The 15,602-nt window shown below is 71.9% G+C and carries 2 protein-coding genes; one reads left to right on the top strand and one right to left on the bottom strand.

Going from position 1 to position 15,602, the window contains the following annotated elements:
* Window positions 1-14,241 carry an amino acid adenylation domain-containing protein gene (locus ACZ44S_RS08675; protein WP_466926022.1) on the bottom strand — a complete coding sequence of 4,747 codons (14,241 nt, stop codon included), beginning with the start codon at window positions 14,239-14,241 and terminating at the stop codon, window positions 1-3.
* 273 nt (window positions 14,242-14,514) lie between these two features.
* Here ACZ44S_RS08675 and ACZ44S_RS08680 point away from each other — a divergent pair, with 273 nt between their 5' ends.
* Complete coding sequence (locus tag ACZ44S_RS08680; protein ID WP_466926023.1) at window positions 14,515-15,558, top strand: glycosyltransferase; 1,044 nt, start codon at window positions 14,515-14,517, stop codon at window positions 15,556-15,558.
* Window positions 15,559-15,602 lie beyond the last annotated feature (44 nt).

Below are 15,602 nucleotides of genomic sequence, written 5' to 3' on the forward strand. Positions count from 1 at the left end.
TCACATCCTCCAGTCGGATTCAAGTTCGTCGATGTCGTCCTGGAGGAGGTCCACCAGTACGAGGTCGGACGGCGTGGAGGCGGCCGGGTCGTCGCCGCTGTCGGCGTGGGCCGTCAGCGCGTCCAGTGCTTCGATCCACAGCTCGGTCAGCGTGGAAATCTCCCCCGCGTCGAAGAGGTTCCCGGGCCAGGACCAGGTGGCGGTCAGCTGCGGGCCGTCCTCGGTGTCGCGGGCGATGACGTTCAGCTCCAGGCAGTGGGCGAAGGGCATCCCGGCGTCCATGGCGGGGATGTGGACGTTCTCGGGTGCCACGGCCCAGCCGCTGGTCCCGGTGTCGCCCGCCCTCGCCCGGCCGAGGTAGTTGAAGGCGATCTGCGGTACGGGTGCGGCGGCGAGTGTGCTGGCGGTGGCGGCGTTCAGATGGCGCAGCAGACCGTACGTCTGCCCCTTGGAGGGGAGGGCGCGGACCTGTTCGCCGACCCGCCGCAGTGCGGTCCCGGCGGCAGGGCCACCGGCACGGAGCTCGTGCCACCGCACTCCGGGATCGAGCCGCAGGGGGCACATCGCGGTGAACCAGCCGACCGTACGGGTCAGGTCGGCCGCTCCGGTCTCGTCCCGGCCGTGCCCCTCCAGGTGCAGCAGCACCTTGCTGCCCGTGCCGGTGCCGCGGTGCCGCCGCCATTCGGCGAGCGCGAGCGCCAGCGCCGTCAGCAGCACCTCGTCGGTCCTGGCGCCCGAGGCCGCCGGGACGGTGGTCAGCAGGGCGGCCGTGCGCTCGGCGGACAGAACGGTCGTATGACGCGTGGCCGTGACTCGGACGTCCTTCGCCGGGTCGAGCGGCCGGATGGCCAGCGGTGCATCCTGTCCGGCCGTCATCTCCTGCCACAGCGGCAGTTCGGCCTCGGTCTCCGCGGCGCACGCCCGGTCGGTGTTCGACTCGGCCCAGGCGCGGAACGAGGTGCGCACGGGCTCCAGGGTGAAGGGGTGCCCCTGCGCGGCGGCGAGCCACGCCTCCATCAGATCGGGGACGAGGATCCGCCAGGACACCCCGTCCACGACCAGGTGGTGGATCACCAGCAGCAGCCGTCCGGGGCGCTGCGGGCCCGCGTCGAACCAGACGGCCCGCACCATGGCCCCGGCCTCCGGGTCGAGTTCGCCGCGGGCCGCCTCACCGTGCTCCTCGATCACCGTGACCGGTGTGCCGGCCTCGTACTCGGACACATCGACGCGTCGTACGCAGGACCGCGCACCCGTCCCGTCGGTGGGCGGGACCTCCAGCCTCCACTGCGGAAGACCGGACCGGTCCAGCCGTGAGCGCAGCATGTCGTGCCGGTCGAGCACCGCCTGCACGGCCGTGACCAGCGACTCCAGTGTCAGTCCTGCCGGTACCCGCAGCAGCACGGACTGGTTGAACCCTTCGACCGGGCCGCCCAGCTCCCGCAGCCACTCCATGATCGGCGTGGCCGGTACGGAGCCGGTGCCCTCGGCGTGCGAGGTCAGTGCGGCACCGGACGCACCGGGCGTCTCCTGCGTGGCGACGGCGGCGAGTTCGACGACCGTCTGGTGCTGGAACACGTCCTTCGGCGTGAACACGAGGCCGGCCGTCCGGGCGCGGCTGACCAGCTGGATGGAGACGATGCTGTCGCCGCCGAGGGCGAAGAAGTTGTCGTCGATCGTGACGTCGGACACCGCCAGCAGATCGGCGAACAGCTCGCACAGGATGTCCTCCCGTGCGTTCCGCGGGGGACGCCCGGCTTCGGGCGCCGTCTCGGGCGCCGGAAGCGCGGCCTTGTCGATCTTGCCGTTGACGGTCAGTGGGATCGTGTCGAGGACGACCAGTGCCGCAGGCACCAGGTGGGAGGGCAGGACCGACCGCACATGCGCCCGCACTGCCGCCACCTCCACGTCCACGCCCCGCGCGGGCACCAGATAGCCCACGAGCCGCCGGATGCCGGGGCGGTCCGCACGCACCACCACCACCGCCTGAGCGATTCCCGGCGCGGCCGCCAGAGCCGCCTCCACCTCGCCCGGCTCGATCCGGAAACCACGGATGCTCACCTGGTCATCGGAGCGGCCGAGGTACTCCAGCTCCCCGTCGTGGCGCCACCGCACCACATCCCCCGTCCGGTACATCCGCTCACCCACGGCACCGAAGGGGTCGGCGACGAACCGCTCAGCGGTCAGCGCGCACCGGCCCAGGTACCCCCGAGCCACCCCCGCACCCGCCACATACAACTCCCCCGGCACCCCGCGCGGCACCAGACGCAACCGCTCGTCCAGCACATACCCGCGCACATTCGGCAGCGGACGACCGATCGGCGGCACGCCCTCGCGCGCCGGCAACGGACCCGCCATCGTGCACGACACCGTCGTCTCCGTCGGCCCGTACGCGTTGAACATCCGCCGGCCCGACGCCCACCGCGCCACCAGCCCCGGCGGCGCCGCCTCGCCCGCGACCACCAACGTCACCACACCCGCCAGAGCACCCACCGGCAGCTGATCCACCACCGCCGGCGGCAACGTCGCATGCGTCACCCCCAACCCCGTCAGCAACCCCGGCAGCTCCCCCACCGCAACCAGCATGTCCGCCGGCCCCAACACCAGACACGCCCCCGCCGCCAACGGCGTGAACACCTCCGACACCGCCGCGTCAAAACCCAACGACGCGAACTGCAACGCCCGGCTACCCGGCCCCATCCCATACGGGCCGATCCGCGCCAGCACCAGATTCACCACCGACCGGTGCTCCACGACCACACCCTTGGGCCGCCCCGTCGACCCCGACGTGTACATCACATACGCCGCACTGCCACTGCTCGGCCGACCCGGCACCTCACCGGCGGCCAGGTCCCCCTCCGCGAGACCGGCCAGCTCCGCCACGGTCCCGGCCTCGTCCAGCACCACGCACCGGCTCGCCACCGCCTCGGGCAACACCTCCACCGTCTCCGACACCGTCACCGCCAACACCGGAGACGCATCACCCAGCAGGGAGCCGATCCGCTGCCGCGGATACGCCGTGTCCACCGGCAGATACGCCCCACCCGCCTTCAACACCGCCAGCACCGCGACCACCATCTCCACCGACCGCGGCACCGCCAACGCCACCAACGACTCCGGCCCCACACCCCGCGCCACCAACAACCGCGCCAGTCGGTTCGCCCGCGCGTTCACCTCCCCGTACGACCACTCACGCCCGCCGTCGGAGACCGCCGGTGCATCCGGCGCACCCGCCGCACGCTCCTCGAACAACTCATGCACCAGCGCATCCGGCACCGCCCGCACCACACCGGTGGACGCCGCCAGCAGCTCCTTCCGATCCCCCTCCCCCACCAACACCACATCCGCGACCCGCACACCCGGATCCGCGACCACACATCCCAACAACCGCACGAACCCAGCCACCAACGACTCCACCGACGACCGGTCGAACAGGTCCACGGAGTACTCGATCTTTCCGGTGATCCCGTCCTGAGCGCCGTCCTCGGTACGCCGTTCCCGGAGAGTGAACGAGAGGTCGAACTTGGCCACATGGGCCTCGGGGTTCTCCGCCCGCGTGCGGAGTCCGGGGAGCGGGAACTCCGGCTCGTCGCCCTGGTGGAGCACCAGCATGGTCTGGAACAGCGGGTGGCGGGACAGGGACCGTGCGGGGTTGATCGCCTCCACCAGCCGCTCGAAGGGCAGTTCCTGGTGGGCGTAGGCGGCGAGGTCGGTCTCCCGGACCCGGGCCAGCAGCTCACGGAAGGTCGGATCGCCCGAGGTGTCGGTACGCAGCACCAGCGTGTTGACGAAGAACCCGACCAGGTCCTCCAGCGCGTCATCGGTACGGCCCGCGATCGGAGCCCCGATCGGAATGTCCGTGCCCGCACCCGACCGGGTCAGCAGCGCCGCCAGCGCCGCCTGGAACACCATGAAGACGCTGACACCGCTCGCGGTGGCCAGTGCCCGCAGGGCGTCGTGGGTGTCGGCGTCGAGTGAGAACGAGACCGCGTCTCCCCGGGAGCTCGCGGTCTGGGGCCGCGGGCGGTCCGTGGGCAGGTCCAGTTCCTCCGGCAGGCCGTCGAGCGCGGCGGTCCAGTAGACGAGTTGACGGGACTGCAGGCTGTCCGGATCGCTCTCGTCGCCCAGGACCCGGCGCTGCCAGAGCGTGTAGTCCGCGTACTGCGCCGGCAGCGGCGCCCAGCGCGGTGCCCGGCCGTCGTGGCGCGCGGTGTACGCCTGCGACAGGTCGCGCAGCAGAGGACCGAGCGACCATCCGTCGCTGGCGATGTGGTGGAGCACGATGACGAGGACCGCGGTGTCTTCCCCGCGGTCGTGTGCCGCACCGCTCGTCGGGTCGTCCGGGACGAGCAGTCGGGCCCGCACCGGGAGTTGTGTGCTCAGGTCGAAACCGCGCAGGACCGTCTCGGTGATGGCCTCGTCGAGCTTTCCTGCGGGCACGCGCTGCTCCTCGAACAGCGGTGCGGCGGTGCCCGGGGGAAGGATCTCTTGCCGGGGCACGCCGTCCGTCTCGGGAAAGACCGTGCGCAGGCTCTCGTGCCGGCCGACGACGTCGTGCAGGGCGGCCGCCAGCGCCGCGCGGTCGAGGTCACCGGTGAGACGCGCAACGAGCGGCACGTTGTAGGTGGCGCTCGGTCCCTCGATGCGGTTGAGGAGCCACAGGCGCCGCTGTGCGTAGGACAGCGGCACCCGGTCCGGCCGGTCGGCCGGGACCAGCGGGGGCCGGTCGCTGCCGGAGTCGGACAGCCGCGCGGCGATCCCGGCGACGGTCGGGGCGTCGAACAGCGCCTTGACCCCGACGCGGGCGCCGAGTGCGGTGGCGATCCGGCTCAGCAGCCGCATGGCCAGCAGCGAGTGACCGCCGAGCTCGAAGAAGTCGTCGTCCACGCCGACCTGCGGCAGTCCGAGCACCTCGGCGAACAGGCCGCACAGGATCTCCTCCTGCGGGGTGCGCGGGGCCCGGACGGCCTGGCCGCCGGTCGCCTCGGGGGCCGGCAGTGCGGCGACGTCCGTCTTGCCGTTGGCCGTGACCGGCAGCCGGTCCAGCACGACGACCGCGGAGGGCACCATGTACTCGGGCAGCGACTGGGCGAGGCGCGCACGGATCGTGTCGGGGGTCTCGGCGTCCGAGGTGACATAGGCCACGAGCCGCCGGTCACCGGCCCGGTCCTGGCGTACGACGCAAACCGCCTGCCGCACTCCGGGGAACTCCGAACGCAGCGTGTGCTCGATCTCGCCGGGTTCGATCCGGAACCCGCGCAGCTTGACCTGGTCGTCGGTGCGGCCGAGGAACTCCAGGGGTCCCGCGGTGGTCCAGCGGACCCGGTCTCCCGTCCGGTACATACGGGATCCGGGCGGGCCGTAGGGGTCGGCCAGGAAGCGTTCCGCGGTCGCCCCGGGCCGGTTGAGGTAGCCGCGGGCCACTCCTGTTCCCGCGACGTACAGTTCTCCGGCCACGCCGTCCGGGACCGGCTGCAGCGCGGCGTCCAGCACGTACACCCGGGTGTTGGCCATCGGCCGCCCCAGCGGGACGGGCCCGTCCGGTGCTTCGGCCGCCGCCGGGATGCGGTGGTCGAGGCAGCCGACGGTGGTCTCGGTCGGCCCGTAGTGGTTGACCACCTCCAGCCCGGGCTGCCGGGAGCGCAGCGCGGCGAGTTGTGCGCCGTGCAGGGCCTCGCCGCCGACGACCAGCTGTGCCGTGGGGACGCAGGAGTCGGCCAGGGCGTCGAGCAGGGGCAGATGGCTGGGGGTGACCTTCGCGAACGTCAGGCCGCCGGGCACCGAGAGCCGCTCGTCGAGGTCGGCCACGTACAGGCAGCCGCCGGCCAGCAGGCTGCCGTACAGGCCGGTCAGTCCGAGGTCGAACGAGAGCGGGGAGTGCAGCAGCGTCCGTCCGGCGAGGCCCGGGTACGAGGCGACGCAGTGCAGTACGTAGTCGGCCAGGGACCGTTGCTCCACCACCACGCCCTTGGGGCGGCCGGTCGAGCCGGAGGTGTAGATGACATAGGCGGCGTCCCGGGGCGAGGCCGGGCCGGTGCGTTCGTCGTCGCTCAGATCGTGCCCCGGCTGCTGTGCCAGCCGGGCCTCGGTGTCCGGGTCGTCGAGGACCAGCGTCCGGGCCGACGGGTGCGGCGCCATGTCGTGCCGGACGCTCCGCGTGGTGAGGACCAGGGCCGGCCGCGCGTCGTCGAGCAGTTGCCGGACCCGGTCACCGGGCTGGTCCGGGTCGAGCGGCAGATAGGCGGCGCCCGCCTTGCCCACCGCCAGCATCGCCACCACGGCGTCGGCCGACCGGTGCAGGGCCGGCGCCACCAGGGTTCCGGACGTCACGCCGTCGTGCAGCAGCAGCCGGGCCAACCGGTTGGCCCGGTCGTTGAGTTCGGCGTAGGTGAGGGTGAGGCCGCCCTTGACGACGGCCGGTGCGTGCGGCGTGCGCGCGACCTGCCGCTCGAAGAGCGCGGGGAGGGTCGTGCCGGGTTCCGGGCGGGTCGTGGCGTTGCGGGCCACCAGCAGTTCCCGGCGTTCGTCCGCGCCCAGCAGATCCAGGCGGCTGAGGGGCAGCTCGGGGGTGCGCAGGGCCGCCGAGAGCAGCCGCACGAAGCGTGCGACGAGTGTCTCGGCCGTGGACCGGTCGAACAGGTCGGCGGAGTATGTCGTGGCGGCGGCGATACCGACCGGTTCGCCTTCGGTTCCGAACTGCTCCGTCAGGGTGAAGAGCAGGTCGAACTTGGCCATCTCCGGTTCCAGGTCCCAGACCGCGGCGTGCAGTCCGGGGAAGCGCACGTCGGGGCCGGCCGCGTCCTGCAGCACCAGCTTGGTCTGGAACAGCGGGTGGCGGGCCAGGGCACGCCGCGGGTTGACGACCTCCACCAGCCTCTCGAACGGCACGTCCTGGTTGCCGAACGCGGCGATGTCCGTACGCCGGACCCGCTCCAGCAGGTCGCGGAAGGACGGGTCTCCGTCCGTGTCCACGCGCAGGACGAGGGAGTTGACGAAGAATCCGACCAGCGGGTCCAGCTCCGGGTCGGTACGTCCTGCCACGGAACCGCCGACGGGGATGTCCGTGCCGGCCCCGAGCCGGGTGAGCAGCGCCGCCAGAGCCGCGTGCAGCACCATGAAGAGGGTGGCGCCGTGCTCGCGGGCGAGCGCCAGCAGTCCGCGATGGAGTTCCGGCTCCAGCGTGAACAGGATGCCGCCGCCGCTGTGGGTGGGCACGGCGGGCCGAGGACGGTCGGTGGGCAGGCGCAGCTCTTCCGGAAGGTCCCGCAGCGCCTGCTGCCAGTAGGCCGTCTGGCGGGAGATGGTGCTCTCCGGGTCCGTCTCCTCCCCGAGGAGCTGCCGCTGCCACAGGGTGTAGTCGGCGTACTGGACCCGCAGCGGCGACCACTCGGGCCGCTCGCCGCACAGGGCGGCCTGGTAGGCCAGCGACAGGTCGCGTGCCAAGGGCGCGGTCGACCAGCCGTCGCTGACGATGTGGTGTGCGACGAGCACGAGGATGTGCTCGTCCGGGGCGACCACCAGGAGGCGGGCTCGGAAGGGCACCTGTGTGGTGAGGTCGAAGCCCTGGCCGGCCGCCTCGGCGACGAGCTCGTAGGGGTCGCTGGACCCGGCCTGAACGACGTCCAGGCGGGGCCTGGCCTCAGCGGGGTCGAGGACGACCTGGGCGGGAACGCCGTCGGTCCCGGGGAAGACCGAGCGCAGGGTCTCGTGCCGGTCGACCACGTGTGCCAGCGCCTGCTCCAGCGCCGTCACGTCGAGCGTTCCGGACAGCCGTACCACCAGCGGGATGTTGTACATGCCCGCGGTCGCGTCCAGCCGGTTGATGAACCACAGCCCCCGCTGGGCGTACGACAACGGCAGCGTGTCCGGCCTGTCCTGGGGAACGAGGGGGCCCCGGGCCGTACCGGCGGAGGCGAACCTCCTGGCGAGTCCGGCGACGGTGGGCGACTCGAAGACCGTCTGGACGGACACCTCCACGCCGAGCACCGACCGCAGCCGGGAGACGAGACGGGTGACGAGGAGCGAGTGCCCGCCCAGGCCGAAGAAGTTGTCGTCGGCTCCCACCTGGTCGAGTCCCAGGAGCTCCGCGAACAGTCCGGCCACGATCTCCTCGTGCGGTGTGCGCGGCTCGCGGCCGGCTTCGCCGGTGTACTCGGGGGCGGGCAGCGCCTTGCGGTCGATCTTGCCGTTCGGTGTCAGCGGTATCGCGTCCACGGCGACGAACGCCGCGGGAACCAGATGGCCGGGAAGCACGGCGGACAGTTCCTCGTGCAACGTGTGGGCGGCCTTGTCACCCACCACATGGGCCACAAGACGGGGTTCGGAGTTCGGTCCCGGCAGCACCGACGCCACCGCGTCCCGCACGCCGGGCAGGGCCCGCAGATGGGCCTCGACCTCGCCCAGCTCGATGCGCTGTCCGCGGATCTTGACCTGTGCGTCCCGGCGGCCGAGGAACTCCAGTTGCCCGTCGGGGCGGTGACGGGCCCGGTCCCCGGTCCGGTAGAGCCGGCTGCCGTCGGCGGCGAAAGGGTCGGCGACGAACGTGTGGGCGGTCTTGGCCGGATCGCGCAGATACCCCCGGCCCACGCCGGTGCCCGCGACATACAGATCGCCCTCGACGCCCACCGGCACCGGCATGAGCCGGTCGTCGAGCACGAACAGGCGGGTGTTGCGGATCGCCCGTCCGATGGGCGACCTCGTCTCCGCGACGGCGGCCGACGCGTCGTCGATCACGGCGTGCGTCACGTCGTCCGAGCACTCGGTCGGCCCGTAGGCGTTGACCAGGGGAACGGCCGGGAACAGCGCGAACCAGCGCCGGACCAGGTCGGCCGGCAGTTCCTCACCGGTGACCACCAGCCATCGCAGCGACCGGAGGTCCGGCAGTTCGGTGTCCTGCTCCCAGCCGTCGAGGGCGGCGCGCAGCAGGGAGGGGACGACCTCCACGACGGTGAGGCGTTCCCGATCGGCGTGGCGGAACAGCCCGGCCGGGTCGGCCGCGGTGCGCGATCCTACGGCCACGGTCCGCCCTCCCACGACCAGGGCGCTGATCATCTGCCACACGGACACGTCGAAGGTCAGCGGGGCGTTGGAGAGCACGGCGTCGTCGGCGGTGAGACCGAGGTCCTCGGTCTTGGCCAGCAGGTGGTTGTTCATGCCCCGGTGGTGGACCATGGCCCCTTTGGGGCGGCCGGTGGAGCCCGAGGTGTAGATGACGTAGGCCAGCTGGTCGGCTCGCGGTGCGGGGGGCGGTGTACGGTCGCCCGGTTCCCGCCCGGCCGCGCCGCCGAGCGGTACGACGTCGACGGCGCCGTCGGCCGCGGCGGCCACGTCCGCGGCCGGTTCCTGGTGCTGGGTGCCGGCCAGGAGCCACCGCGCTCCGGCATCGGTGACCAGGGCCGCCGAGCGGGCCACCGGCGCCCGGGTGTCCAGCGGCAGGTACGCGGCGCCCGTGGCCAGAGCTGCCAGGAACGCCGTCACGGCGTACCGGCCGCGGTCGGCGAGCACCGCGACGATCCCGTCCGGTCCGGCGCCCTGCCGCGCCAGTCGGTCCGCCAGGGCGGCGACGTCGGCGACGAGTTGCTCGTAGGTGAGGTCGCCCTCATCGTCGGTGACCGCCACGGCGGACGGCCGTTCGGCGGCGATCGACCGGACCCGGCCCACGACGTCGTCCAGTGACTCGGCGGCCACCGTGTCGTTCCAGGCCGACAGGCGCCGTGTCTCCTCCTCGGTGAGGAGCCCGACCGCCGTGACGGCGGTGTCCGGGTCGTCCAGTACGGCCGTCAGCAGGCGCCCGAACCGGTCCAGTACGGCCTGCGCCGTGGACTCGTCGAAGACGTCGGCCCGGTATTCCAGCGCGATCTGCACCCCGGCGCCCTGGCCCCCGGGGGTGAAGGACTCCCTGATGTTCCACGACAGGTCGAACTTGGCCGCCCCCGTCGGCACGACGACGGGTCGGAGTTCCAGCCCCGGCACGGCAGGAGGTGTGCGGCGGGAGCTGTCCATCGACAGCATGACCTGGAAGAGCGGATGCCGGGACATCGACCGCGGCGGGTTGAGCACCTCGACGAGCCGCTCGAAGGGCAGGTCCTGGTGCGCGAACGCGGCCGGCGCGGCCGTGCGGACCCGGGCCAGCAGGTCCCGGAAGCCGGGGTCGCCACCGGTGTCCGTGCGCAGCACCAGGGTGTTGGCGAAGAGACCGACCAGGTTCTCCAGCGCGTCGTCGGGGCGCCCGGCGACGGGTACGCCCACGGCGATGTCCTCGCCCGCCCCCAGCCGGGTCAGCAGTGCCGCGAGGACGGCGTTGAACACCATGAAGGTGGTGGCGTCGCCGTCCCTGGCCAGCTCGACGATCCGCCGGTGGAGGGCCGGGTCGAGCTCGGCGGTGACGAGTCCGGCGGGGGCCGGTCCGGTTCCGGCCGGGTGCGGGCGGTCGAAGGGCAGATCGAGCTGGTCGGGAAGCCCGGCCAGGGTCTGCTTCCAGTAGGCGAGTTGCCGTGCGGCCTCGCTCGCCGGGTCGTCCTCGTCGCCCAGCATGCGCCGCTGCCAGGCCGCGAAGTCGGCGTACTGGACGGGCAGCGGCGCGAGTCGGGGAGCGTGTCCGGCGCACCGGTCGCGGTAGGCGGCCAGCAGGTCGCCGACCAGGGGGCCGATCGATTCGGCGTCCGCGGCGACGTGGTGCAGCAGGAGCAGCAGCACATGCCGGTCCTCGGCCACGGCGAACAGGGTGACGCGCAGCGGTGGCCCGCTGACGAAGTCGATCGGCTCGGCCACGGCCGCGGCGAGGCTGCCGCGCAGCTCCTGCTCGTCGGTGGGCACAACGCTGAGTTCCGCTGCCCGACCGGGTTCGAGGATGTGCTGGACCAGGCGGCCGTCGACGTCGCGGTGGACGGTGCGCAGGATCTCGTGCCGATCGGTCAGGTCGGCGAGGGCCGACCGCAGGGCGGCGCGGTCCAGCCGGCCGTCCACGCTGAAGGCCACCGGCACGTTGTACGCGGCGCTGGGGCCCTCCAGCGCGTTGAGGAACCACAGCCGCTCCTGCGCGTAGGAGGGCTTGAGCTCTCCGGTACGGGGGACCCGGGCGAGGACGGGGCGTGTGGCCGTGGCCCGGGCCGACAGCGAGCCGGCCAGGCCACGCACGGTGGGTGTGGCGAACACCGTTTGGATCCCGCACTCGGTGCCGAGTTCGGCGCCGATCCTCCGGGCCAGCCGGGCGGCGAGCAGCGAGTGCCCTCCCAGGGCGAAGAAGTCGTCGTCGATACCGACGGAGGAGACGTCGGCGAGGCCCAGGACGTCCGCGAACAGCGCGCGCAGCACGCGTTCCTGTTCCGTACGGGGCGGCCGGGCGTTCCGCCGCCCGAGGAACTCGGGTTCGGGCAGAGCCCGGCGGTCGATCTTGCCGTGGGGGGTGACGGGGATGTCGTCGATGGCGGTGACGGTCGCGGGCACGAGGAACGCGGGCAGTTTCGCGACCAGTTCCTCCCGTATCGCCGCGGCGTCGAAGGCGGCCTCGGCGGCCGGCACGACGTACGCCGCGAGCACCGACTGCCCGCCCGGGTCCGGCCGGGCCACGACGACGGCCCTGTCGACGGCGGGCAGGGCGCGGACGGCGGCCTCCACCTCGCCGAGTTCGACGCGGTGGCCGCGGATCTTGACCTGTTCGTCCGCGCGCCCGACGAAGTGCAGCTGGCCGTCGGGACGCTGCCGGACCAGGTCGCCGGTGCGGTACATGCGCTCGCCGCGCAGCCCGAAGGGATGGGCGACGAACCTCTCGCCGGTCAGCCCGGGACGTCCGAGGTAGCCGCGGGCGAGTGCGGGTCCCGCGATGTACAGCTCGCCGGTGACTCCGGGCGGCAGCGGCTGCAGGGACGAGTCCAGTACGTACACCCGGACACCGGGGATGGCCTCGCCGATCGGCGGTTCGCTGTGCCCGGTGTGCGGTCGGCTGACCGTGGCGCCCACGGTGGTTTCCGTGGGGCCGTAGGCGTTGAGGAACAGCCGTCCCCGCGACCAGCGGTCGGCGAGGTCCGCGGGGCAGGCCTCGCCGGCCACGGTGATGGTCATGTCCTTGGGCAGATCGCGTTCGGCGTCCATCACGGCCAGCGAGGACGGCGGCATGAGCGCATGGGTGATACGGGCCTCACGGGTGAACTCGGCGAGCGCGTCGCCGGGCATCAGCCGCTCCCCCGGGGCCAGTACCAGCGTCGCTCCGGACAGCAGTGCCATGCACAGCTCCGGCACGATCACGTCGAATCCCATGGCCGCGAACTGCAGCACCCGGCTGTCCGGGCGGACCCGCATGCGCTCCACGCCGACCGTCGACAGGCCGTGGATGCCGGCGTGCGAGACCACCACGCCCTTGGGCCGGCCGGTGGAGCCCGAGGTGTAGACGACGTACGCGGGATGGGCGCTGTCCAGCCGGGCCGTCCGTTCCGCGTCGGTCACGTCGTGCGGGGCACGCGTCTGGAGGTCGGTCACCGTGCCGGGGTCGTCCAGGACGATCAGCCGCCGGCCCTGACTCCGGGCGAGGGGTGCCGTTTCCGACCGCACCAGCACGCATCCGGGCTCGGCGTCCTCCAGGATGAGGTCGACACGTGCCCTCGGGTAGTCCGGATCGATGGAGACGAACGCGGCGCCTGCCTTCAGCACGCCGAGCACGGCGACGACGAATTCGGCGGACCGGGGCAGCAGGATCGCGACCCGGCTCTCGGGACCGATGCCCCGCGAGATCAGCAGGCGAGCGAGTCGGTTGGCCCGGTGGTTGAGTTCGGCGTAGCCGATCTCGGTTCCTTCGGACTCCACCGCGATGGACTCGGGGGTGGTGCGCGCCTGTCGCTCGAAGAGCCCGGGCAACGGAGCTCCGGGCTCCGGCGCGGCGTCGGCGTCCGGGCGGGAAACGGCCGCCTCGGCCTCTGTGCCGCTCAGCAGGCCGATGTGTCCCACGAGCGTCCCGGGCTGCCGGAAGGCACGGGCCATCCGGGCGAGGAAGGAGAGGTAGCGGCGGTGGTGGCCGGTCAGTTCCGGATCGCTGTACAGATCGGTGTGGGCGTTGAAGTCGACCGTGATGTCACTGCCGTCCGGCCGGTCGAACACGAGGATGACCAGGTCTTCCATCTGGCGCAGCGACACGTTGTGCACCTGGGCCGGGTGGCCCGCGAAACTCGTGCCGTACTCATAGGGAATGACGTTGATCATGGGTCCGAAGCCGGCCCGCTGGTGCATGGACAGCTCACGCCTGATGTCCTCGCCCCGGTAACGCTGATGTCCCACGGCCTCGCGCAGCGCTCGGCGCGTCCGCTCCAGGAGCTCTCCCGCCGTCGTGGCGGAGTCCACCTGGACTCTGAGCGGCACCACGTTGGCTGTCAGACCGGGCACCTTACGGGACCGCTCGCCGGACCTGGCCGCCACCGGCAGACCCAGGACGATGTCCGTGCGTCCGGTCAGCCGGTGGATGTAGGCGACCGTGGCCGCGATGATCAGCCGTGATCTGCCCACGCCCAACTCGGCCGCTGCCGCGGCCACTTCGTCGCGCTGCTCTTCGGACAGCGAGTCGCTGCGGTGGGCGACCCGTACCGTCGGCGGCAGCGGGTACTCGGACAGCCACACGGGTTCGGGCCGATCGGCGAAGCGGGCCAGCCAGTAGTCCCGGTCCTCGGTGAACTCCGCCGACGACCGGTAGGCGGTCTCCTCGTCGAGCAGTGTCCTGACCGGTTCGAAGGGCGGCGGTTCGTGGGCCGCTCCCTGAGCGAGCGCCAGGTACAGGTGTGAGGTGCGGTCCACGAGCAGGGCCACGCCCACGGCGTCGAGCAGGATGTGGTGGTAGCTGTAGAACCAGAACCAGCGTTCCGGCTCGACCCGGAAGAGGGCGTGCGTGAACAGCGGCGAGCGGGTGAGATCGATCGGCCGGTGGGTCTCGTTCCGTATCCACTCCTCTGCGGCGGCGCGGGGATCCGCCTCACCGGACACGTCGAGGACATGGAACGACCAGGCGGGCTCGGGGTCCACCAGCTGTCGGGGCCCCTCCTCGGTGTCGAGGAACCGCACATGCAGGGAATCGGCCTCCGAAATCGTCTGCCGCAAAGCCCGCTCAAACAATTCGGGATCGATCCGGCCGCGAATCTCCAGGTAATCAGCGGCCCTGAATATAGGGAGATCCGGCTCCACCTGCTGCGCATACCAGATGCCTTCTTGCGCACCGGTCAGCGGAAGTATCTGTGCATCGTCAGCGGATGTCTGAGAACGCTCCATGACTCCCTCACCGGACAGCTCCACCTAATCGAGGGAACGCTATCCCGGTGGGGGTGAGGTAGGGCTGGACAGCGGCTGTACGCTGTTCTGCCCCTTTCCGCCGCAGGCCCGGTACGGAAGAATCTGCCGACCGATAATTGACCACCGTCGCTTGCGAATCCAGGAGAGACCCTTATGCGTGTGCTGTGCACCGTCATCGGAAAGGTTTCCCATGCGCGGGCCATGCTCCCGCTGGCCCGCGCATGCGCCCAGGCGGGACACGAGGTGCTCATCGTGACCCTCCCTGAGCTGGCCCATGTCTTCGCCGGCGAGTCCCTTCCGGTGCGGGGCGTGCTCCCCTCGCCGGGCACGGCGTCGCGCACCGGCCCCGTGCTCAGCGAGGCGTATCGCGTACTGGAGCCCATCGCGCGGGAATTCCGCCCGCAACTGTTCCTGAGGGACGGCACCGAGTTCGCGGCCACGATGGTCGGGGACACCCTGGGAATACCGCACATCTCGGTGCCCTCGGGAAGCGGGAACGTCTTCGACCCCGCCATCATCCTGAAACCCATGAACGATCGGCGCACCGAAGTGGGGATCCCCACGCGGGACGATCCGTACGCGATCTTCCGTTACGGGCGTCTGGACTGTATGCCGCCCGAGTACTCGTTCATCGCCAATCCCACCCCCGGAACCTTCGCGTACCAGCAGCCCGCGACGGTTTCCCGGCACGGTTCACTGCCGTCGTGGGTGGCCGACCTGCCCACGAACAAACCGCTCGTGCTCGCCGCCATCGGTACCGCGCTCCCCCTGTTCAAGAACAGGCGGATGAACATGCCCGAGGAGCGGTGGCGCAAGCACAATCCGCAGGCCGTCCTGGGCGCCATGGTGGCCGGTCTCGCCGAGCTGGACTGCGTCGCTGTGGTCGCCACCGGTGGTGTCCCGGTGCGGGACGAGGACCGCAGCGACCATGTGCACCTGGTCGAGTCCATCGATCAGCCACTGCTGCTGCGGTGCGCCCAACTGCTGCTGACCCATGGCGGCTACAACAGTGTCCGGGAGGCTGTGGCGGCGGGGGTGCCGATGGCGGTTCTGCCGGTCTTCGGCGATCAGCCGCGCAATGCCGAGCGCGTCGAGGAGCTGGCGCTGGGTGCGCGGGTACCGGATGTGACCGCGGACGACGTCGCGAAGACCTGCGAGCGGGTGCTTCGGGACGAGGCCGTCGCCCACCGGACACGCCGTGCCCAGCGCCGGATGCTCGCGCTTCCCGATGTGACCGAGGCGGTGGCGGAACTGGAGCGCGTGGCGGCGGACCGACGTCCGCTCACCAGCTCATGAACGCACGCGTGTCACCCCCTCGGGGGTGACACGCGTGTCGGCCG

It is taken from the genome of Streptomyces malachitofuscus (assembly GCF_055571035.1).